Genomic DNA, 22,417 nt, shown 5'->3' with positions numbered 1-22,417 from the left:
TAACTTCTCTGCTTTATTTGCAAGTTCTGGAGATGTTATGTCCGATTCCGAAGATATTTTCGATGCCATTATTGTTGGCGCAGGATTAGCGGGCTCTGTGGCTGCACTTGTTTTAGCCAGAGAAGGTGCGCAGGTATTGCTAATAGAAAGAGGGAACTACGCCGGCGGAAAAAATGTAACGGGTGGTCGTCTATATGCCCATACCCTTGAGCGCATCATTCCTGAATTTGCGCAACAGGCTCCGGTTGAGCGGGTGATCACCCATGAAAAACTGTCATTTATGACACAAACAGGGGCTATGACTATCGACTATCAAAACGCTGAAACGCATAACCCTAATCATGCCTCTTGGTCTGTATTACGTGGTGAATTTGATCAATGGCTAATGGCGCAAGCCGAAGATGCAGGCGCCCAGTGTATCACGGGCATTCGTGTTGATAAGTTAGTTGAGCGTGACGGTAAAATTGTCGGTGTAGAAGCAGATGGTGATGTATTAGAAGCCAAAGCGGTGATTTTGGCTGATGGTGTGAACTCACTTTTGGCTGAACAGTTAGGCATGACAAAACGAGTTGCAACTGAAAATGTTGCCGTGGGCGTAAAAGAGATCATCGAACTGCCTGAAAGTGTCATTAAAGATCGTTTTAACCTAAAAGATAACGAAGGTGTAGCTTGGTTATTTGCCGGCTCTCCTACCGATGGGTTAATGGGGGGCGGTTTTTTATATACCAATAAAACGACGCTTTCTTTGGGGCTTGTCTGTGGGCTTCACCATATTAAAGATGCCAAAAAATCGGTTCCACAAATGCTAGAAGATTTTAAACAACACCCCGTTGTAGCACCGCTAATTGCTGATGGAAAAATGGTGGAATATAGCGCCCATGTGGTACCTGAGGCAGGTTTGCGAATGCAACACGAACTTGTTCGCGATGGTGTTTTGATAGCAGGAGATGCGGCAGGCATGTGTATGAATCTAGGCTTTACCATTAGAGGGATGGATTTAGCCATGGCATCAGGGGAAGCTGCTGCAAAAACGGTGCTTTCAGCAATGGCAAAAAATGATTTTAGTAAACAAACCCTTAATGAGTATCTCGACCATTTAGCACAGGGGCCTTTGCGCGATATGAAAGCATATCAACGTATGCCTGATTTACTAGATAATCCGCGTATGTTTACTGCTTATCCTGACATGGTGGTTGGTATTGCAAAAGATCTCTTTACTGTCACCGATGATGCCCCTGTACCGATGCGTAAAACCATCATGCGTCATAGCAAAAAAGTGGGGTGGATGAATTTAATAAAAGATGGGATCAAAGGAGTAAAAGCAATATGAGTTCTCCTGTAAATGTCGATGTCAAATTGGGCATCAATAAATTTAATGTCGATGAAGAAAATCCACATATCATCATTAAACAGCAACCTGATATGCAAGTATTAGACACACTGGTAAAAGCTTGTCCTGCGGGTCTTTATAAAAAACAACAAGATGGTAGCGTCAGCTTTGATTATGCAGGGTGCTTAGAGTGTGGAACCTGTCGAATTCTCGGTTTAGACAGTGCGCTTGAAAAATGGGAATACCCACGCGGAACGTTTGGCGTGGAATATCGTTACGGATGATGTATCGCTACTTTTCTCCCAGCGCTGTCTCCGGCCTGGGAGCTTTTCTTTCTTTGGTTAAAAAATAGACTAGGACGCAGTCATGCAGCCCAGAAACTTTGATGATATTCGTTTTACCTCAGTACATCGTCGAGTGATGTTATGGGGAAGTGGCGGCCCTTTTCTTGATGGTTATGTATTAGTCATTATTGGTGTGGCGCTCGAACAATTAACACCTATATTACAGCTTGATACGCGATGGATTGGTCTGCTTGGTGCGGCAACATTAGCAGGGCTTTTTATTGGTACCTCACTTTTTGGCTATATTTGTGACAAAGTAGGGCGCCGTAAAATGTTCCTCGTTGATATTGTGGCTATTGCGGTGATTTCTATTGCGACCATGTTTGTTTCAACACCAATAGGGTTGTTAGTGATGCGCTTCCTTATTGGGATTGTGATTGGCGCTGACTATCCTATTGCAACTTCGATGATCACCGAATTTTCCAATAAAAAGCAACGTGCCTTTGCCGTCGGATTTATTGCTGCTATGTGGTATATCGGTGCGACATGTGCCAATTTAGTGGGTTATCTTTTATATGATGTCCAAGATGGCTGGCGTTGGATGTTAGGCAGTGCTTTTATTCCTTGCGTTATTATTCTAATTGGTCGCTTTGATCTCCCTGAATCACCGCTTTGGTTAATACGCCAAGGGCGTATTAAAGAGTGTAATGAAATGATGATCAAACTCTTTGGCGAGCCTGTGGTCTTTGAAGCAGAAGATGCTAAAACGACCCGTTTTATCGAATTATTTAATAAACGCCACTTCTCATTTGTGCTCTTTGTTGCCGTAATTTGGACCTGCCAAGTGATCCCGATGTTTGCCATTTATACCTTTGGCCCTCAAATTGTCGGTTTATTAGGATGGGATACAGGAAGAAGTGCGGCATTAGGCAATGTCGTGATCAGCCTATTTTTTATGTTGGGTTGTATTCCCGCAATGTTTTGGTTAAACCAAACGGGGCGACGCCCACTGTTAATTGGTAGTTTTGCGATGATGACTTTAGCATTATTCACGCTGGGGATATTCCCGAATTTACCGATTTTATTCGTTATCTTAGCGTTTGCTACCTATGCTTTTTTCTCGGGAGGACCTGGCATTTTACAGTGGCTTTATCCGAATGAATTATTTCCAACCGATATCCGAGCATCGGCGGTGGGGGTTATTATGTCGATAAGCCGTATTGGGACGGTTATTTCCACCTGTGCGCTTCCCGCTTTTATTGCCACTTATGGGATCAATACCACAATGCTGGTGGGGGCGGCTATTTCTCTGTTTGGGATGATGGTATCAGTACTGTTTGCGCCAGAAACGAAGGGATTAACGTTAAAGCAGACATCAAAGATGCCTATGCGACGTGGTAAAAAATCCCTTTAATTGATCATTAATAAAATAAGTTAAGTGCTTTAAATAATTTTTTATTTAGATGTTATAAAAATTAATTGTTATTGTTTTTATATTATTTTGATTTTAATGATTACGTTAATGTTTATTGATAAGATTTTTTTATATTCTTAAATGATTTGTGTGTTTTTATATTGAAAAAGAGAGTGGTGTTGTTTTCTTATTTAAATAAAATACCGCTCTCTTTTTTTATTAATAATAACACCTTTATAACGCCTTGATTTCAATTTTATCTTATTGTTATTAATTATACTTCAATTACAAATTATATTTAACTCACCAAATATAGACCTCAATCACAAATCTCTCTCAGATTATTCAAATGACGAAAAACAGTTCGTTATTTACCAAGAATGAATTATTTCCCCTACCCAGAATAAGGTCATTACAGATGTAAACATCAGAAAAGAAGCGGTTAAGTAGGTATTTATGACCTTATTAGAAACGACAGTTAAAGAATGTCTAAACAATGTAGTGAAGCAATATGCGTCACAAACGGCCTTAATTGAAAACCAAAGTAAAAAAACACTGTCTTGGCAACAATTACAACAAGAAGTCGAGAGTGTTGCGCGTGGCTTTTTATCCATGGGGTTAACAAAAGGCGATCGTTTAGGTATCTGGTCTGCTAATAGTAAAGAATGGATAATTTGTTTTCTTGCAGCTGCTCAAATTGGTATTCCGGTTGTTTGTATTAACTTTCATTTAAAAAAAAGAGAGTTATTAGATTTATGCCGATTAACTGGAATTAAAGCACTCTGTTTTTCTGATGGTTTTAAAAGTAATCATTTTATTGAGGTTATTAATTATCTTTCTAAAAAAGCATCAAAAAATAAAGACGCATTACCTCAATTATTTATTAGCATGGGAAATCAACAGGCAGAAAAAAGCGTCTCTTTATCTCAATTAAAAGAAATTAGCCAAAAAATATCAGACAAAGCATATCAACATGCTATTGAACAAGTTAGCGTAAAAGATTTACTAACTATTCAAATGACCTCTGGCAGTACAGCAATGCCGAAAGGTGTCATGTTAAGCCAATATAATGTTATTAATAATGCCATGCTGTCAGCACAGCGCTTAGGTGTTACGCATGATGATGTGATTTGTCTTGCGGTTCCGCTATTCCACTGCTTTGGACTCTCTTCTTGTCTCTTTTTTGCGTTAACAACAGGGTGCCAACTTGTTCTTCTTGATAATTACAACGCTGAAGATGTATTAAAAGCCATTCAACATCATCGTTGCACCATTATGCATGGTGTACCGACCATTTTTAGTCGTTTAATGAAGCATGAACAATTTTCTCACTATGATTTATCGAGTCTTGATAAAGGCATTATCGCAGGAGCAAGTTTCCCTCCTGCGTTAATTGATGACATTGAAACTATCCTCGGCATGAAAGGGATCACTATCTCTTATGGTCAAACAGAAGCCTCACCGTGTTGCACGCAAACTCTCCCTAATGATGCTTTAGAGATAAAACGTCATTCTATTGGTAAGCCTTTACCTTTTGTTGAAATGAAAATTATTAATCTGAAAACAGGTAAACCTGTGCCAGTAGGCATTTTAGGTGAAATTTGCACCCGTGGCTTTCATGTGATGATGGGTTATGACAATGCGCCAGACAAAACCAAAGAAGCGTTAGACGAAGAGGGTTGGTTGCACACGGGGGATATTGGCTATATCGATGAACAAGGAAATTATCACTATGCCTATCGTATAAAAGAGATTGTGGTACGCGGTGGTGAAAATATCAGCCTGTGTGAAATAGAAGAAGCCATTGCTGAATATGTGGGTGTTGATGCAACAAAAGCATTTGGGATCCCCTCTGCCGATTTAGGTGAAGAAGTGATTGTCGCTATTTGTGTGCAAAAAGGCTACAGCATTGGTGAAAGTGAATTACGTGAATTTCTACAAGAGCGACTAGCTCGCTACAAAATCCCCAAAGAACTCCATTTCTTTACAGAATTTCCTCATACCCCTTGCGGAAAAATTGATGTGCAGGCGCTGAAATTGCAATTGGGTTATGGCGTTTCAATCAAAGATGAAAAAAACATGGTAGCGGGTTAAGTGGCAACGGATTTATCCACATTCTGACAACAGCAGTATGAAGTCTAAAAATAATTAGGAGAAGAAATGACAAGTCATAAAGCACTGGAAGGTGTCACCGTAGTTGAATTGGCGACCTTTATCGCAGTACCTGCAGCGGGGCGTATTTTAGCTGATATGGGTGCGAACGTAATTAAAATCGAATCTCCAAGTGGCGATAACTTACGCTATACAGCACCAACAGAAGGTCGTCCATTAGATCAACATGAAAACACCAGTTTTGATTTAGAAAATGCGAATAAACGTGGGATTGTGTTAAATACGAAAACAGAAGCAGGGAAAAAAATCCTGTTTGAACTATTAGAAAAGGCGGACATTTTCTTAACTAACTGGCGTCCCGGCGCAAGAGAGCGTGCAGGTTTAGATTATGAAACATTAAAACAACGTTTTCCAAAATTAGTGTACGCCAGTGTGACGGGGTATGGCGATGAAGGTCCAGATAAAGACTTACCGGGCTTTGATTATACTGCATTCTTTGCCCGTGGTGGTATCTTAGGTTCTCTGTACCAAAAAGGCACAGTACCGATGAATGTGATCCCCGGTCTTGGCGATCACCAGTGTGCATTAGGCTTGGTTTCAGGTGTGTTAGCCGCTTATATTCGTGCTAAAAACATCGGTCAAGGTGAGTACGTTTCAACAAACTTACTGCATACCTCTATTTACACTCAAGCGATTATGATCCAAGCGGCGCAATATCCAGATTATGGCCAAGCTTATCCTATCGATCGCCGTACAACTACCAGCCCATTTATTTTGGCTTATAAAACGAAAGACGATCGTTTTATTCAAGTCTGTATGCCTGTTTACGATGCTTATTATCCAACCTTTATTTCGTGTATTGGTCGTCCAGATTTAGCAGAGGATGCTCGTTATACACGTCTACAAGAAGTGGCAAAAAATAATCGATCTCCTGAACTGTATGATCTGATTTGGCAACAAGTAGAGCAAAAAACAGCGTCAGAGTGGGCTGATATTTTCACCAAAAACGATATCCCATTCAGCATTGCTCAAACTTGGGAAGAAGTGTTGGAAGATAAACAAGCTTGGGCAATTAACACCTTCTACCACATGAAATACAAAAATGGCAGTGAAAAAGCCTTGGTTCGTCCACCGATTGATTTCTTGGAAAGTGGTTTACCTGAATACCGTCGTGGTCCTTTGTTAGGCGAAGACACACCGTCTGTATTAGCTGAATTAGGGTATAGCGCTGAAGAGATAGCAAACCTTGAAGCTAATAAAGACGTGATGACGTGGAAAGAATAATCCACTGATTTTTTTAATTTTCAGGAGAGCAAAGGCATGCAACAAGACATTTTCACAATGGGCGTTGATATCGGATCGTCTGCATCAAAATGCATCATCATGAAAAATGGTGACACTATTGTCGCGAAGTCGTTGGCATCAGTAGGAGCTGGAACCTCTGGGCCTGAAAAAGCAATCAATGAAGTATTACATCAATTTGGTGGCGATCTCAGTCAGATCAGCTGGATCTGTGCAACCGGATATGGCCGTAATTCTCTGAAAGAAGCCAACAAAGAGGTGAGTGAACTTAGCTGCCATGCGAAAGGTGCGCACTTTCTTTTTCCGGGTGTGAAAACGGTGATTGATATCGGTGGCCAAGACGTTAAAGCACTTCATATGGATGGTACAGGCCGTTTATTAAACTTTGTGATGAATGACAAGTGCGCTGCGGGTACAGGACGTTTTTTAGATGTGATGTCGCGAGTATTAGAAACCAAGATTTCCGATCTCGCTCAAGAGGGCGCTAAGTCCACTAAAAAAGTCACTATTAGCTCAACCTGTACTGTGTTCTCTGAATCTGAAGTTATCTCCCATCTCGCGAATAACGAAACAATACCCGACGTCATTAATGGTATTCATCGCTCAGTGGCTAGTCGTATTGCCGGTCTTGCCAAACGAGTCGGTGTGGAAGCTCCTGTTGTCATGACAGGCGGTGTAGCCAGTAATTTTGAAGTTGTTCGTTATGTTAGCGAAGAGCTGAACGTCCCTATCGCCACTTCACCATTATCACAATACAACGGGGCAATAGGTGCAGCCATTTATGCCTTTGAAGCGTATCGCCATCAACTGGAAGACGATGCGTTAACAATAGGAACATTAAAATGAGCAATATAGATATGAATGCGCCGGATTACATTCCTGCGAAAAAACGACTGCAAAAAATCGCTGCTGATGCTTATCAACGTGCGTGGGATGCAAAAAACAGCGGTGAAAAAATAGGGTGGTGTGCCTCTAACTTTCCTCAAGAAATTGCTGAAACATTAGGTTTATGTGTGGTTTACCCTGAAAACCAAGCCGCTGCAATTGCAGCGAAAGGTGCGGGTTTAAAAATGTGTGAGCATGCAGAAAGCATGGGATATTCCAACGATATCTGTGCTTATGCTCGTATCAGCCTCTCTTACATGGATATTAAACAGTGTGAAGAGATGGATATGCCACAGCCAGACTTCTTACTGTGTTGTAACAATATCTGTAACTGTATGATCAAGTGGTATGAAAATATCGCTTATGAGCTGAATATTCCGATGATCCTTATCGATATTCCTTATAAAAATGACTATGACACCGATGATGTCACGGTGAAATACGTTCAAGCTCAATTTGATGATGCCATCAAACAGCTCGAAAAAGTTACAGGCAAAGTGTTCTCCGAAGAGAAATTTAAAGAAGTCTGTGAAATTTCGCAACGTACAGGGCGTGCATGGTTAAAAGCGGCTGAATATTGCCAATATGAGCCGTCTCCAATGAATGGTTTTGATCTCTTTAATCACATGGCTGTTGCTGTTTGTGCTCGCGGTAAATTAGAAGCTGCTCTGGCTTTTGAGCAACTGTGTGAAGAGATGGAACAAAATATCAAAGAGAAAAAATCGACTTACCGCGGTGAAGAAAAATACCGTGTTCTCTTTGAAGGTATTGCGTGCTGGCCTTACTTACGAGCCACATCGACCCCGTTAAAAGAGCAGGGTATCAACGTGACTGCAACTGTTTACGCCACTGCATTTGGTGTGATTTATCAAAACAGTAACGAGATGATGCGTGCTTACTCTTATGTCCCTAACTGTGTCTCTGTTGAGCGTGCTGCTGATATGCGTATTAACGTGAGCCGTCAGAATAAAGTTGATGGTGCGATTATTCATGTTAATCGTAGTTGCAAGCTCTGGAGTGGCATTATGCCTGAAATTGAGCGCCGTATTCGTCATGAACTTAAGATCCCAACTGTGACTTTTGATGGCGACCAAGCTGATCCTCGAGTTTTCTCTGAAGCGCAGTATGTCACCCGTGTTGAAGCATTGACTGAAATTATGGCTGCTAACAAAGCAGAAATGAAAAAGGGAGACTTCTGATGAAGACATTAACGCAATTGTTTGATGAGTTACAAGCCGTGGTGGATAACCCAGTTGCTCAATTAGATGGTTTTATTCGTAGCGGTAAAAAGGTTGTTGGCTGTTTCCCTGAATATACGCCAAATGAAATCGTCTATGCTGCGGGTATGGTGCCTTTTGGTATTTGGGGCGCAGAAGGACGTGAGATCTCAGAAGCAAAGAAATATTTTCCTCCTTTCTATTGTGCGTTAGTGCTTTCTTCTCTTGAGATGGGATTAGATGGGGCATTAAATAAGTTGTCTGCGGCATTAATTCCTTCTCTTTGTGACACCTTAAAATGCTTAGGGCAAAACTGGAAAGCGGGTGTACCACAAGTGCCTTTTATTCAATTGGTACATCCACAGAACCGTAAAACGCCAGCAGGTATTGCATTTTTAACTGAACAATATAAGAAAATAGCGTTGCAATTAGGGGAAATTTCAGGCCAAACGGTGACTGACGATGCACTGAAAAATGCCATCCGTCTTTTTAATCAGCGTCGTGCTACATTACGTGAATTCTCTCAAATAGCAGCACTCCATCCAAATTTAGTCACACCACAACGTCGTAATACCGTGATCAAAAGTGGCTATCTTATGGATGTCGTTGAACATACAAAAGCTGTTGAAGCTATTGTCACACAATGCAAAACCTTGTCTCCAGAACCTTGGAAAGGGCACAAGATTGTTGTCACAGGCATTATTGCCGATAGCCCTTCTATTCTACAAATTTTGGCTGATAACAAAATGGCGATTGTAGCGGATGAAGTCGCGCATGAATCTCGTCAGTTTCGCCAAGACATTCCTGAAAATAACTCACCTTATGAAGCGATGGCAGAGCAAATGGCCCAGCTAGAAGGGTGCTCATTGCTGTATGACCCAGAGAAAAAACGTGGTCGTTTAATTGCCGATATGGTGAAAAACACAGGCGCTGATGGTGTCGTCTATTTGCTGACGAAGTTTTGCGATCCTGAAGAATTTGATGCCCCTATTGTGAAGAAATTCCTCGATAGAGAAGGTATTCCTTCCATCATTATCGAAATTGATCAACAAACTAAAACATATGAGCAGGCAAGAACGGCGCTGCAAACTTTTGCAGATGTGCTTTCTGCTTAACAACGTTAATTAATAGTCACAAAAGGCCTGTGTGCTTTACGCAGGTCAATTGAACCCTAACACCTATAAGTGGGGCAATCATGGGTATTATTTGTTTAATCATCGGGCTTGCGATATTAATGATTATGTGTATGAAAGGCATACATATTTTTATTTCTGTCTTTACCACCAGCCTGTTTCTTGCTGTGACCGCATGGCTTGTATCACCAGATATGCTTAATCCTGTCGATGCACTATTGCAAGTGTATACCGGTGGATTAGGTGGTTATTTCGGTAGCTTCTTCTTCATTTTTGTACTTGGTGCGATTTTTGGCAAATTAACCGCTATCAGTGGCGCTGCTGATAGTGTTGCCTCTTTTATTATTGGTAAATTTGGTGAAAGAGCCGTTATTCCTTCATTAGTTGCGGCTTGTGCCATTTTAGCCTACGGCGGTGTTTCAGTGTTTGTTGCACTGTTTACCGTTTATTCAATGATGGTGAGTTTATTCCGCAAAGCGAATCTTCCTCGCAGACTTATTCCGGCTGTCTATTTTGCAGGTGCGGGTACCTTTGTGATGATAATGCCAGGATCGCCTCAGATCCAAAATCTTATCCCAATGAAATTCTTAGGTACCTCAGCAACAGCGGGTTTAGTACCGGGTATGTTGACCGCGTTGTTTCAAGTCACTTTAGTGATTATTTATCTCACTTGGTTATTTAAGCGTGTAAAAGCAAAAGGTGAAGGCTGGGTTGAAGACGAAAAAACAGCGAAAGCAGAGGAAGGTAAAAAAGATCGTCAATTACCTAATGTGCTCGTTGCATTACTGCCGATGCTTATTCTGCTTGTCGTGCTGAATATCCTGAAATGGGATCCGGCTATTGCGCTGTTCTGCGCCATTATTGCCGCCTTGCTTGTGTACTTGCGTTATCTCGATTGGAAAAAACTCGTCCCTAATTTAGCCGCAGGGACAATGGAAGGGGTGACCTCCCTCTTTAATACCGCGGTGATTGTCGGATTTGGTGCGTTAGTCATGACATTACCTGCGTTCAAAGAATCATTCCAAGCGATTGCGCAATCGGGACTTAATCCCCTTGTCGTCACGGCGATTTCCGTCGGTGCTCTGGTATTTATCAGTGGTTCAGGCTCTGGGGCGTTAAGTATCGCCATGCCAATGATTGCTGCGATGTTCCCTGCCACCGTGGTTGATCAAGGTTCATTACACCGTGTCGCCACAATGGCATCTATGAGTACAACACCGCCATTTAACGGATTGATTATTACTGTCTTTAGCGTCTGTGGTGTCAGCCATAAAGAGGGATACGGTCCTGTGGGGACATTAACCCTCGCTATCCCACTGTTAGCCATGATGTTTATGTTGCTGCTGTACACCTTTTTACCTGCATCTATCGCGACGATGTAGAAATAACGTTAACCCATTAATGCGTGCGATAAGACGACAAACGTGAAATCGCACACCGTAGAGATAACCCTAAATATTCTCAGAGGAAAATAAACATGGATTTTCAGCTAACAGAAGAGCAAGTCCTGATCCGCGATACGGTCAGAGAGTTCGTTGAAAACGACATCAAACCAATTGCAGGTGCAATTGATAAAGAGCACCGCTTTCCAAGTGAAAGTATTGCACCTATGGCTGAATTAGGACTCTTTGGTTTCAATATTGATGAAACTTATGGCGGTACAGAAGCAGATGCAATTAGTTATGTATTAGCCACCGAAGAGATGGCAAAAGTGAGTGCCTCTCACGCAATGATCATGGGATCACAATGTTCTTTAACCGGACCCATTATTCAAAAATATGCTGATGAAGAGACTAAAGCACGTATTTTGCCGGGGGTGGTTTCGGGTGAAAAATTAGGGTGTTTCTGTTTGTCAGAACCTAGTGCGGGTTGTGATGCAGCGGCTCAAGAGACAACAGCCGTTCGCCAAGGTGATAACTATGTGATCAATGGTTCTAAACTGTGGATCACGGCGGCACCTCAGGGTGCTTTCTTTATCGTGTTTGCCATGACAAATAAAAGCAAAGGCGTAAAAGGGATCACGGCATTCTTAGTTGAGCGTGATAACCCAGGTATTAGCATTGGTTTACCTGAAGACAAAATGGGGATGAATGGCTCTGAAACTTGCTCTGTGAGTTTCAGTGATTGTGTTGTTCCTGCTAGTGCAATGCTAGGTAAAGAAGGTAAAGGCTTTAATATCGCAATGGAAACCTTAGATGGCGGGCGTTTAAGTTGTTCTGCACTTGCATTAGGGATCGCACAAAGTGCCTTAGATGCCACGATTGCTTACACCAAAGAGCGTATTCAATTTGGTAAACCCATTGCAGCTAATCAAGGTATTCAATGGGTATTAGTGGATATGGCAACGCGTGTTGATTGCGCCCGTATGCTGGTTTATCGCGCTGCTGCCGCCAAAATGGCGGGTCTTCCTTACACGCGTGAATCTGCTCAAGCCAAACTTTATGCCGCAGAAGCTGCCACTTATGTGACTCAAAAAGCCGTCCAATTACATGGCGGTATGGGTTACACCAAATCCTATCCTGTTGAACGTTTAATGCGTGAAGCAAAACTCACTGAGATTTTTGAAGGCACAAATGAAGTACAACGTATGGTCATCGCTAAGCATATTTTAGCGTAATGAGATTAATTTGTTGCATTGTGCAAAACGGAGAATGTGAATTATGAAACTTATTGCCTGCTGTAAGGTTGTTCATGACGAACAAGACATCACAACACGGCCTGATCGTACACTCGCAACCGATAATGCGGGTTTAAAAATTAGTTTGTATGACTTGAATGCAATTGAAACCGCCGTAGAAATTGCCTCTACCCTTGGCGATAGCACAGTCACTGCATTAAGTGTAGGAACACGTGCCATGGTTGAAAACGCGAAAATTAAAAAAGATATTTTATCGCGTGGTCCTGATGCATTAACTCTGGTGGCGGATGATGCATGTCATGCGCTTTATTCAATGGATACTGCCAATATTATTGCGCAAGCAGCACAGAAAGTGGGTTTTGATTTATTGGTTTTCGGTGAAGGTTCTGGCGATTTATACGCTCAACAAACGGGTTTAGCGGTAGGTGAATATTTAGGTCTACCTTGTGTAAACGCCGTAAACAAAATCACTGTTGAAGGTGACAAAATTATTGTTGAGCGTGATTTAGAAAATATCACAGAAGAACTTGAACTGACATTACCTGCCATTGTGTGTGTCACTTCAAGCATTAACACCCCAAAACTCCCTTCAATGAAAGCGATTTTAGCGGCGAATAAAAAGCCGGTCGAAAAACTGGGATTAGGCGATATCGGTGTTGATATTTCTGCTCTGACGGTTGTGCAAACACAAGTGAGTGCCCCTGAGCAGTCTGATCGCCTTGGGATTATTTTAGACGGTGATTCAGATGAAAATATTGCCACTTTTGCTGAACATTTACGCCAAGCGGTTAATCAATAAGGAGATTAAAAATGGCTAGTTTACTACCTACTACCTTTGTTTATGCCGAAAAAGCGGATGATTTAGCAAAGCTGATTGCGTTTGCTCGTGACCTTGGTGAAAAGGTTAATGTGCTGTTTATTGGTGATGATGAAAGCACGCGCGAATGTGTCAACTTAGGAGCTGACTGTGTTTATTGTTTTGCCCCGCAAGACGGTGTGATTGCTGAAGATTATGCAGCTTCTTTTGCCGAAATTATTAAAGAAGCGGGGGCAAATGCATTGGTTTTACTTGCTGCATCAAAACGCGCAAAAGCGATTGCGGCTCGTCTTGGTGTGATTTTAAAAGCTGGTGTTGTCAGCGATGCTTTAAGTCTTGCTATTGAAAATAATACTGTGATTGCCATACATCAAGTCTACGGTGGTTTAGCGCATGCGAAAGCAGAAATTCGTTCACCTTATGCTATTGCTACTGTGGGCAGTGCATTAGATGTGGAAGCCATTAAAGATGCACCCAATGCACAAATGGTGCAAAGTATCTTTATCGCTCCCGCACATACATTAAAAGTATTAGCACGTAAGCCAAAACAAGGTAGTACTGTTGATTTAGGTAAAGCGCATTGTGTTGTGGGTGTCGGACGCGGTTTTGGTAAGGCTGATGATATTGCATTAGCGTCAGCATTAGCGAAAGCCCTCCAAGGCGAAGTGGGTTGTTCTCGTCCAATTGCTGAAGGTGAAGGCTGGATGGAACACGATCGCTACATTGGTGTTTCAGGGGTGACCTTAGGTGCAGATGTTTATGTCGCTGTCGGTATTTCAGGGCAAATCCAGCATATGGTGGGTGTGGATAGAGCAAAAATCATTGTTGGGATCAACAAAGATAAAAATGCCCCTATTTTCAATATGGTAGATTACGGTATTGTTGGCGACCTCTACAAAGTGTTACCTGCATTAACCGCGAAGCTCGGCGACTAATCACCGTAGGTCGCTTAGTGATAATGTACTAAGCGACCACACATAATAAAAGGATAGGAAAGTATGTCAGACGATATTTTTGACGCCATTATTGTGGGTGGTGGACTTGCTGGTGGTACTGCTGCCTATGTATTAGCACAAGCAGGGTGTGATGTTTTAGTTGTAGAGCGAGGTAATTTCGCTGGCAGTAAAAATATGACGGGGGGACGTTTATACGCGCACAGTCTTGAAAAAATCATTCCCAATTTTGCTCAAGAAGCGCCAGTTGAGCGCCTTGTAATGCGTGAAAAAATTTCCATGCTAACGGAAACAGATGGGGTCACTTTAGATTATCAGCATACTCAACAAGAAGAGGAAGCCGCTCGCTCTTATACCGTATTACGTTCTTCTTTTGATCAATGGCTAATGGAGAAAGCAGAAGACGCAGGCGCACAAGTGATCACCGGTGTTCGCGTTGATGAAGTGTTAGTGAAAGACGGAAAAGTTTGTGGTGTTAAAGCGGGTGATGATGAAATTGAAGCTCATGTGGTGATCTTAGCAGATGGTGTGAATTCACTGTTAGCAAAGCAATTAGGTATGACACAAAAGGTGGATCCTCACACCGTAGCTGTGGGCGTTAAAGAGCTACTCGAGTTTACACCACAACAAATGGAAGACCGATTTGGTTGTACTAATGATGAAGGTTTAGCTTGGCTTTTTGCTGGCGCACCTTCAGGTGGGTATTTAGGTGGTGGATTTTTATATACCAATAAAAATACAGTTTCTTTAGGTCTTGTATTGGGACTACATAATGTCGACAAATTCGAAAAAACGGTTCCTCAATTATTAGAAGATTTTAAACAACATCCGGTTGTTGCTCCACTTATCAAAGACGGAAAATTATTAGAATATTCAGCACATATGGTACCTGAAGGGGGTATGAATATGGTGTCTGAGTTAGTCAAAGATGGTGTACTAGCTGCGGGAGATGCTGCTGGATTTTGCCTTAACGTTGGCTATACCGTAAGAGGAATGGATTTAGCCATTGCTTCAGGTGAAGCGGCTGCAAAAGCGGTATTAATGGCGAAAGAGCAAAACAGCTATAGCCAGAAAGAACTAAGTTGCTATCAATCTTTATTAAATGATAGTTTCGTCATAAAAGATATGAAGTTATACAAAGATTTACCTTCTTTCCTCGATAATACAAGATTCTTTACGGATTATCCGCAAATGGCGGCCAATGTCATGCATGACTTATTCGTGATTAATGGTCCAGAAAAACCAGTGCGTAAGAAAATACTGTCTCAGGTTAAGAAAGTCGGTGTGATGAACTTAATTAAAGATGGATTTAAGGGGGTACGTTCTTTATGAGTCAGGTAAACGTAGACGTTAAATTAGGGGTCAATAAATTTAATGTGGATGAAGAAAATCCACATATCGTCTTAAAGGATGATATTGATCCGGCTCAATTTGAAATCTTAATGAAAGCCTGCCCTGCTGGTTTATATAAGAAAGATGAAAAAGGGCAATATCTTTTTGATTATGCCGGATGTTTAGAGTGTGGTACTTGCCGTATTTTATGTGGCGAAACGATTTTAAAAAAATGGGAATATCCGTGTGGCACATTAGGGATTGAGTTTCGTTACGGCTGATATGATAACTTTTATCCCCCTTCTAGAATAACCTCCAAAAATTTAACTAGAGGGGGAGATAATAAGTTTATTTATCTTAATGAATGTATTTTCCGATACTCTGATGGGGTCATAAAAAATTCAGATTTAAATTTTCGACTTAAATTAGAAATATCGCTAAATCCACATTCATAAGCTAATTGTGTAATATTTTTCTCTGCTAAAAGAGGATTTACTAAAGCCGTTTTATAATTCTCAAGACGTTTTTGGTAGATCCAACGAAGTACAGATGTATTTTGTTCTTTAAATAACATCTGTAAATAGCGCACGGAGATCCCACAAGCATTTGCACATTCATTCACGCTGAGATCTGGATCAGACAGATGTTGCTCAAGATAGTGTTGAGCAAAATAAAACAGTGTTGATCTTCCTAAGCTTTGAGGTGGAGTTGCAATACTGTATTCACTGAAAGCTGACGTAATTAAATTCAATAAAATATCAGCTAGTTGCTGAGCATGTTGAGTGGGCATAGAATCTAAGAAAGGGATATAACGCATCACAAAGCTATAAACGAGGGAGCCTGTAATACTATTACCTCGTATTGCTCTTGCTGTTAGGTTCTGTGTATTACCTAAACGTGGTGCCAATTTTTCTCTTGGGATCAAAAGCTTAAATAACGAATAGTCGTTATCGAACGACCAAGAAACGGGTCTTGCCATATCAAAAATACAGAAATCGCCTTGTCGTAGAAAGGCCGTTCTGCCATCTTGAGTCAGATGACTTGTACCTGAGCGTTGGAGTTCTATTTGAAAATGCTCTTCTAGACTCAATTTGTTTCTTAAAGGACGGCTACTTGCCCAATGACCGTTAGATTCTAGCTGAATAAAGCGAATATCAGCCACCTTCTGCTCGACAATGTTGGCATAAAATCGAGAATGAGGCGGTAATTCGACTTCATTGCATTCATAAGACGATAAAAAGCGGTCTTTTATGGTATCCCTGAATACGGAAAACCGATCTACGTCAGGGAGCTCTCGAGTCGTAAACATGCTTTTCATAGTACGCCCACTTTATTGATATATTTTTGTTGTGTTGCTACTTATCTGGTATAAAAACGAGGTTAAACCAGATAAGAATAGAATAATTTTTATAATAATCTTATTTTAAATAAAATATTTATATTGCCAATAGTGTTAATAAAATAAAGCTAATATATTTTTATTTATTTCCAATTTATTAAATGGAAATTATTATAATCTATATGGTTGGTGTATAGCGATTTTTAATTATATCATTTTTAAATACCTTGTTCTAAGCTAACTATTTATCTTTAGATAGAGATCTCATAAATTTATAAATAGTAAATCCATATTGATATTTAAGTTGTTTCTTTTTTTTCAATATATGAGTAGATATGTATTTTATGTATTTAATGCAATGGATTATTAAATTAAATTTTTATTTATTGTTAATAATAAAGGCATTTATTATGTAGCAAATAAAATTAACATTAATAATGTTTATATTATGTATACATTTTTATTTTTAAGACCATACAATATTAATTGTAAAAATATTTAACCATATTCTGTTCACGATATTCCCTTGTTCACTAATCTTGAACAGATGCATATCGTGAACATGGAAACATGAGAAAGATTGTTAGTAAGGATTGTACATGGGTTGTAGTATTCCAATTAATCAATGATTTTTGGAGTGGGTTGCTCAATTTATAAACCATTATTTATGCCCTATTTAGCCCACTAAAATAAGTGAGCTAAATAAGGTTAATTTATCTCTTTTAGCGCAAACTCTGCACACTTTCTACTAAATTCGCCAACTGTGACACTACGCGATCGCCAATATCGGCATTATCGCCACCTAATGCTTTGTTGCGCATAAAATCTTTTTTGATTTGCTGCCAACGAATAGCATCTTGTTCGGTTAATGTGCCACGTATTTCCGCCAGTTTTAATAAGTTCTCTTCAGCACCCGTTGTGAGTAATTGGGCTTCGCCAAGATAGTGATCGTCGAGTAAGCGTTCAATTTCTTTCTCATTCATAACCGCAGAGACTTTTTCGCTTAATTTATTCATATTGCGATAACTGCCTTGTAAGCGGAATGCAGGCTCAGTACGATATTTATCGGATTGTGCCGCACTTGCTATATATTGTTGATTTACTTTTAAAATCACATCACGCAAAGTAATTAGATGTTTTAATACCATCACAATTTCATTAATTTCCGCATCCGAATAAGGATAACTGAGGGAATTGGTTGAAACTGATTTACCCATGGCTTTATCAACCAAAAGATAGAGATCGTTTAGATCACGTAAAGCAAGGGGAGCAAGAACGGAGTTAGAGGTTAAGCTATTTTCAATATAACTGAGTGCAAAGGCGTCATCCATTCCTCCTAATACCTCACCAAGATTATAGATATTAGCACGGTTAGCTAACATATCAGGGATCTTAAATAGTTCACCAGACTCGGTATAAGGGTTACCGGCCATCACCACACAGAATTTTTTACCACGCATATCATAGGTTCGGGTTTTCCCTTTCCAAACCCCTTCAATACGGCGTGTGCCATCACATAGCGAGATAAATTTTTGTAGGAATTCAGGGTGTGTATGCTGAATATCATCGACATACAACATCACATTATTGCCCATTTCAAGGGCAAGATTGAGTTTTTCTAGCTCTTGTTTTGCTGTTGCGTTTGGCGCTTGTTCGGGATCTAATGACAAAACATTATGACCTAAAGCAGGGCCATTTATTTTCATAAAGATCAGTCCCAAACGATCGGCTACATATTCCATTAAGGTCGTTTTACCGTAACCTGGTGGGGAGATCATTAATAATAATCCCATCAAGTCAGTGCGTTTCCCTTCACCTAATGCACCAATCTGTTTTGCCATATTGTCACCAATAATTGGCAAATAGACATCGTTAATCAGTTTATTACGCACAAATGAACTGAGAGGTTTTGCTTTAAACTCATCCAGTTTTAAACGCTGGCGCTCTTCAAGAACAATTTTTTGTCGTAAAGTCAGATAATGATTAAAGGCGGGAATAAAGGTTTTACGCTGTCCGCGCATACGACTGAAATAATCATCTAAACTCAATGAAAGTGTTTGATTTTCAATAGTAGGATGCTCACCTAATAATCCGTTTACCTTAAAGTATAAATCAACCTCGCTATAACGTGCAGAGGCGATTTTATCTAACATAATAATGGCAATTGCCCCCGGAATATAAGGGGTTAGATGAGCATAATCGGCTTGAGAGCACAATCCTTGTAGCCAATTTTGAATCAATGCCCAACGTTGTGCATAACGTGAGGCTAAATTTTGTTGTGAACGATTAAAATCAATCCACATATGAGCGGCTTCTAATCGGTTTTGTAAGGCAACAACGAGCTCTTTGGCATATTTACTGTAAACCAATTCTATTGGTGTTCTTGCTAATGCAAAACTTAAATATTCAGCGGCTTGGATCGGAACATAAGATCCACATTTAATCGGATTATCAGTAAGGAATAGGCGGATATCCGCTTCTATTTCTGCCTGTAAATCAATTAATGCATCATCATTATGAAACAGTTGTTGAATATTCACTGCCGTTCGTGCGCGCTCTGGCCATAATGCTGGGTATTCATTAGTTTGTACTTTTTCCCAGAAAATAGCAGCAATTGCCCGTGCTGTTGGGTTATAACGAAGCAGATCGGCACTTTCACCTACAGGTAGGAGTTTCTTTAGAATGGCGATAGCATCGTGATCGTGGATCCCTTTTTCATAGCCTTCTTTATAGCGAGGTGTTGCGAAATCACGTACTAACTTTTCTAATTTTTCAGGTACACTCAGTGCTTCTTTTAAGATTTCAAGGGTTAATCCATCTTGACGTTTTGATGCAGCATAGATAATTGAATAGGCGAGATATTCCGCACGATACACCGTTTCAGATTCTGAACTTAATGTTGCATTCCAGTAAGGGCGCAGTGTTTCAAGCTCTGGATGGTCGATTGGCTCTTGGAAATCGGTACCAGTTAGATACAACCAAAGCTTATCTTCTTTCGGTAAAATAGTAAGATCTAGCTCTTGTGTATTAACGCTAAAACGGTGACGAGGGCCTAATTTAATAACATTGCCGCCCTCTTCAAAGATATCCGTTTTATCACGTAAGATACGGATGGCTTGATCACGAGACGATTTAAGGCGGGCATCAATATCATCTGCTTTAACGTTATCATTGATTTCTCTTAGTTTTTCAATGATTTCACGTGTTTTTAATGCTAAAGGATCAGAGGCAAAAAAAGCATTTAATTCATCTTGTGATTGCAACCGAGTTGTTCTACGTTGCAGATTTTCTAAGAGACGATTAGCAGCAGTTAATAAGCTTTGTGAACGACGTTGACGATCATCAAGTAACGATTGTTTATGCGCCTCAAAAGTCTCTAATAACTCTTCACGTTTTGACAAGATATCATCAAGAAATTCATCATGCTGACTAAATTGGCTTTCTAATTCTTCTAGCTGTACTAGCAGTCGTGAAAGCTGCTCTTCACAACGTTCCGGATCTGTTGCCAGTGATAAAGCATTGGTGATCCCCTGACTAAATAGGCGGAATTGCGCACCAAATTGAGCGACGGTTTCTACGCTACTTTGTGATTTTCTTTTTTGCTGTAAGCGAGCTCGTGATTGATTGAGTTGTGCATAAATTTGGGAGATGGCATCAATAATCTGTGTTTGTTGCGTCACATCCTCAAAGGTGAGTGATGCCATCAGATTTGACAGCATGTCTAAATCTTCTGACATCTGCGCCATCTCATTCATTGGTACATCAAGCTGAGCACTGTTTTGTGCTTTTTCTATCTGTTGTTCAAAAGTAGTAAGCTGTGTTTTAAAAGGCTGTAGCGCTTTGTCGCTGGCAAGAAATTGGGCTGTGGCTTGCGAAACACGTTGCTGTGCCTCGGTTATTTCCGTTTCCATTTTATTTAATTGCGTTAAATCCATATAACGGAATTCACGCAAAGAAATAAGGTGTCCATGGTGTGTATTGAGCGAATTTAAACTATCAACAAATTGTTGAATATCGGTCCAACTATCAGGCAGTGTCAGTGATAACAGAGATTTCTGACGGTTGATCGCTTCTTGCATTGATTTCGCTGATTGTTGACGAATACTTTCGACTTTTTCATATTCATCAAGCACTAATTCACTTGTTTGAGCGATTTCTTTTAGTAAGGGGCCAATACCTAGACAGTGTTCATCATTAAACCAGTAATAGAGATCTAATAAGCTTTTTGGTTGTTGGCTAAGTTGCTCATAACGAGCGATGGAAACTTGGCTACCTTCAATTTCTTTGGCGACATGTAAAATTTCTGAGATCCCGCGAACTAAATCGGCATTACCAATACGCCCATAAAAGCCGTTTCGTGGCGGTTGTTTATCAGCAAATTCTTCAGAATAGAAGGGCGTTTGCCAAACTTGCATCGGGTGAACACGGGTAGCTTCTTCGCCTTCCCCTTCAAATAGCACCATTTTGCCATCTTCTAGCATGGCATAGCCATGACCGACCAATGGTGTCGCCAATTTACGCTCAATCATATTGTAATTAAATAGCGCGAGACGACCTTGTGTCGGTGAATAGAAGACATACAGCACATCTTCACCGTTAGGTGAACGACGCAAACGACGAAAATACATACCTTCCATTGGTTGATCAAAGGTTTTGTAATCGCCATTTTGTAGATAGTAGCCGCCGGGAAAAATGATACCGTGATCTTCCGGAAGTTGCACACAAGCTTGCCCAATGGCATCAATACGCTGAACACTTTGTGTTAGTGTGTTATAGACTAAATAACGCCAATTCTCTTCGCGGTAAGGAAGCACTTTTAATAAAATTAAACTGCCAGTTTGTGCATATTCAATTTGTGCATCATCAAGGGACTGGTTTTTATCTAAGACCGCTTCACGATAAATACCTAAACCATCTTCGGTATTGTTTTCACATTTGACAGTCAGATCGCCACCGGTGGTTTCTACAAAGACTGTATCTAAAATGTTGATATGAGGAAAACGCCCATTTACCGTATCTTCACGTTGTGTTTTTATCCAATCAAAATCGTAAGCAGGGGGGAGTGCTATATCGCGTTCGCCACGATTATCAATATATTCAATACGTTGTTTGTCACTGGATATCGACCAACGGAAGACGCGTACATCGGTAATACGATCGCCAATTTGAAAACTAGCGAGTAATTTACCATCACGCTCAACTAGCTGTAGTAGTTGCGTATTTTTATAGTAAGTGTATAGCTCGGTAAAATCTTGGATAAAGCGATTATCATTTAAAAAAGTGCCTTCATAAGCAACCGCTTCAACATCAAACTCGCCATTATTATCAATTAAGCGATAAAGTGAAAAAACATCTTCAAGGTGCGTTTCTCGTTTTAAACCGAGGAAAACGTTATAACCAAATAGTAACCATTCACCAACGCGAACAATATCTCTTGCTTGGCAATTATTCTCTGTTCGAATACGAATACGGCCAATGATATCCATTTGGCTTTGACCAAATTCAGCTAATCGATGCTGATTGAGTTCAGTGGCTTTTACATGTAACTGCTGACCTTGCTCGGTAAGGCGTTTACGCAATATTTCATATGCGCCACCTTGTGCAACAGCGCTATCAAGTATTTCCTGTTCGCGATTCGTATCATGAATATCAGACATGGTA

16 protein-coding genes are annotated in these 22,417 nt (G+C 40.5%); 14 read left to right on the top strand and 2 right to left on the bottom strand.

Annotated features, from left to right (window positions below; genetic code table 11):
* Positions 1-37: 37 nt before the first annotated feature.
* The 14 genes from AACQ49_RS05985 to AACQ49_RS05920 all read left to right on the top strand — a co-directional run bounded on the left by AACQ49_RS05985 (position 38) and on the right by AACQ49_RS05920 (position 15,698).
* On the top strand, positions 38-1,330 hold the full coding sequence (locus AACQ49_RS05985) for an FAD-dependent oxidoreductase (protein ID WP_129623414.1): 1,293 nt from the start codon (positions 38-40) through the stop codon (positions 1,328-1,330).
* Positions 1,327-1,614 (top strand): ferredoxin-like protein FixX, encoded by a 288-nt coding sequence (gene fixX / locus AACQ49_RS05980; RefSeq protein ID WP_004245788.1) that lies wholly within the window; start codon positions 1,327-1,329, stop codon positions 1,612-1,614. Before AACQ49_RS05985 ends, fixX begins: the two co-directional genes overlap by 4 nt.
* Positions 1,615-1,696: 82 nt before the next feature.
* Complete coding sequence (locus AACQ49_RS05975) at positions 1,697-3,028, top strand: MFS transporter (protein ID WP_074924114.1); 1,332 nt, start codon at positions 1,697-1,699, stop codon at positions 3,026-3,028.
* 456 nt (positions 3,029-3,484) lie between these two features.
* Positions 3,485-5,122: an AMP-binding protein gene (locus AACQ49_RS05970; RefSeq protein WP_004249237.1), complete on the top strand. Its 1,638-nt coding sequence runs from the start codon at positions 3,485-3,487 to the stop codon at positions 5,120-5,122.
* A 66-nt stretch (positions 5,123-5,188) separates the two neighbouring features.
* The gene (locus AACQ49_RS05965) at positions 5,189-6,424 is read left to right on the top strand and encodes a CaiB/BaiF CoA transferase family protein (RefSeq protein WP_004249239.1); all 1,236 of its coding nucleotides are present in this window, start codon (positions 5,189-5,191) and stop codon (positions 6,422-6,424) included.
* Between the two features lie 36 nt (positions 6,425-6,460).
* Complete coding sequence (locus AACQ49_RS05960) at positions 6,461-7,288, top strand: acyl-CoA dehydratase activase (RefSeq protein WP_004249241.1); 828 nt, start codon at positions 6,461-6,463, stop codon at positions 7,286-7,288.
* On the top strand, positions 7,285-8,526 hold the full coding sequence (locus AACQ49_RS05955; protein WP_004249243.1) for a 2-hydroxyacyl-CoA dehydratase subunit D: 1,242 nt from the start codon (positions 7,285-7,287) through the stop codon (positions 8,524-8,526). Before AACQ49_RS05960 ends, AACQ49_RS05955 begins: the two co-directional genes overlap by 4 nt.
* Positions 8,526-9,659 carry a 2-hydroxyacyl-CoA dehydratase subunit D gene (locus AACQ49_RS05950; protein ID WP_017628518.1) on the top strand — a complete coding sequence of 378 codons (1,134 nt, stop codon included), beginning with the start codon at positions 8,526-8,528 and terminating at the stop codon, positions 9,657-9,659. The genes AACQ49_RS05955 and AACQ49_RS05950 overlap by 1 nt, the downstream gene beginning before the upstream one ends.
* Positions 9,660-9,739: 80 nt before the next feature.
* Positions 9,740-11,059, top strand: coding sequence for a GntP family permease (locus tag AACQ49_RS05945; protein ID WP_004249245.1), 1,320 nt, complete (start codon positions 9,740-9,742; stop codon positions 11,057-11,059).
* A 95-nt stretch (positions 11,060-11,154) separates the two neighbouring features.
* Positions 11,155-12,294 (top strand): acyl-CoA dehydrogenase family protein, encoded by a 1,140-nt coding sequence (locus AACQ49_RS05940; protein ID WP_004249246.1) that lies wholly within the window; start codon positions 11,155-11,157, stop codon positions 12,292-12,294.
* A 43-nt stretch (positions 12,295-12,337) separates the two neighbouring features.
* Positions 12,338-13,114 carry a putative electron transfer flavoprotein FixA gene (gene fixA / locus AACQ49_RS05935; protein WP_004249247.1) on the top strand — a complete coding sequence of 259 codons (777 nt, stop codon included), beginning with the start codon at positions 12,338-12,340 and terminating at the stop codon, positions 13,112-13,114.
* A gap of 11 nt (positions 13,115-13,125) precedes the next feature.
* Positions 13,126-14,067 carry an FAD-binding protein gene (locus AACQ49_RS05930; protein WP_053089871.1) on the top strand — a complete coding sequence of 314 codons (942 nt, stop codon included), beginning with the start codon at positions 13,126-13,128 and terminating at the stop codon, positions 14,065-14,067.
* 63 nt (positions 14,068-14,130) lie between these two features.
* Positions 14,131-15,417 (top strand): FAD-dependent oxidoreductase, encoded by a 1,287-nt coding sequence (locus tag AACQ49_RS05925; protein ID WP_049202945.1) that lies wholly within the window; start codon positions 14,131-14,133, stop codon positions 15,415-15,417.
* Positions 15,414-15,698 (top strand): ferredoxin ydiT, encoded by a 285-nt coding sequence (locus tag AACQ49_RS05920; protein WP_004249251.1) that lies wholly within the window; start codon positions 15,414-15,416, stop codon positions 15,696-15,698. The genes AACQ49_RS05925 and AACQ49_RS05920 overlap by 4 nt, the downstream gene beginning before the upstream one ends.
* A 71-nt stretch (positions 15,699-15,769) precedes the next feature.
* On the opposite strand, the gene AACQ49_RS05915 is transcribed toward AACQ49_RS05920, so the two are convergent.
* A complete protein-coding gene (locus AACQ49_RS05915; RefSeq protein WP_004249253.1) occupies positions 15,770-16,735 on the bottom strand; it encodes a helix-turn-helix domain-containing protein in 966 nt (321 codons plus the stop codon).
* A gap of 743 nt (positions 16,736-17,478) precedes the next feature.
* Entirely contained in the window at positions 17,479-22,413 is a 4,935-nt protein-coding gene (locus AACQ49_RS05910; RefSeq protein WP_161778931.1) for a DNA repair ATPase, read from the bottom strand.
* Between the last annotated feature and the right edge of the window lie 4 nt (positions 22,414-22,417).

Origin of the sequence: Proteus sp. G2675, from assembly GCF_963886535.1 — a bacterium.
GTDB lineage: Bacteria > Pseudomonadota > Gammaproteobacteria > Enterobacterales > Enterobacteriaceae > Proteus > Proteus mirabilis.
This window is presented reverse-complemented; position numbering and strand designations above follow the sequence as displayed.

Coding starts and splice junctions, on each gene's coding strand:
- AACQ49_RS05945 (WP_004249245.1), top strand. CDS start 9,740: ATGGGTATTATTTGTTTAATCATCGGGCTTGCGATATTAATGATTATG.
- AACQ49_RS05925 (WP_049202945.1), top strand. CDS start 14,131: ATGTCAGACGATATTTTTGACGCCATTATTGTGGGTGGTGGACTTGCT.
- AACQ49_RS05940 (WP_004249246.1), top strand. CDS start 11,155: ATGGATTTTCAGCTAACAGAAGAGCAAGTCCTGATCCGCGATACGGTC.
- AACQ49_RS05960 (WP_004249241.1), top strand. CDS start 6,461: ATGCAACAAGACATTTTCACAATGGGCGTTGATATCGGATCGTCTGCA.
- AACQ49_RS05965 (WP_004249239.1), top strand. CDS start 5,189: ATGACAAGTCATAAAGCACTGGAAGGTGTCACCGTAGTTGAATTGGCG.
- AACQ49_RS05970 (WP_004249237.1), top strand. CDS start 3,485: ATGACCTTATTAGAAACGACAGTTAAAGAATGTCTAAACAATGTAGTG.
- fixA (WP_004249247.1), top strand. CDS start 12,338: ATGAAACTTATTGCCTGCTGTAAGGTTGTTCATGACGAACAAGACATC.
- AACQ49_RS05910 (WP_161778931.1), bottom strand. CDS start 22,413: ATGTCTGATATTCATGATACGAATCGCGAACAGGAAATACTTGATAGC.
- AACQ49_RS05915 (WP_004249253.1), bottom strand. CDS start 16,735: ATGAAAAGCATGTTTACGACTCGAGAGCTCCCTGACGTAGATCGGTTT.
- AACQ49_RS05955 (WP_004249243.1), top strand. CDS start 7,285: ATGAGCAATATAGATATGAATGCGCCGGATTACATTCCTGCGAAAAAA.
- AACQ49_RS05985 (WP_129623414.1), top strand. CDS start 38: ATGTCCGATTCCGAAGATATTTTCGATGCCATTATTGTTGGCGCAGGA.
- AACQ49_RS05920 (WP_004249251.1), top strand. CDS start 15,414: ATGAGTCAGGTAAACGTAGACGTTAAATTAGGGGTCAATAAATTTAAT.
- AACQ49_RS05930 (WP_053089871.1), top strand. CDS start 13,126: ATGGCTAGTTTACTACCTACTACCTTTGTTTATGCCGAAAAAGCGGAT.
- AACQ49_RS05950 (WP_017628518.1), top strand. CDS start 8,526: ATGAAGACATTAACGCAATTGTTTGATGAGTTACAAGCCGTGGTGGAT.
- fixX (WP_004245788.1), top strand. CDS start 1,327: ATGAGTTCTCCTGTAAATGTCGATGTCAAATTGGGCATCAATAAATTT.
- AACQ49_RS05975 (WP_074924114.1), top strand. CDS start 1,697: ATGCAGCCCAGAAACTTTGATGATATTCGTTTTACCTCAGTACATCGT.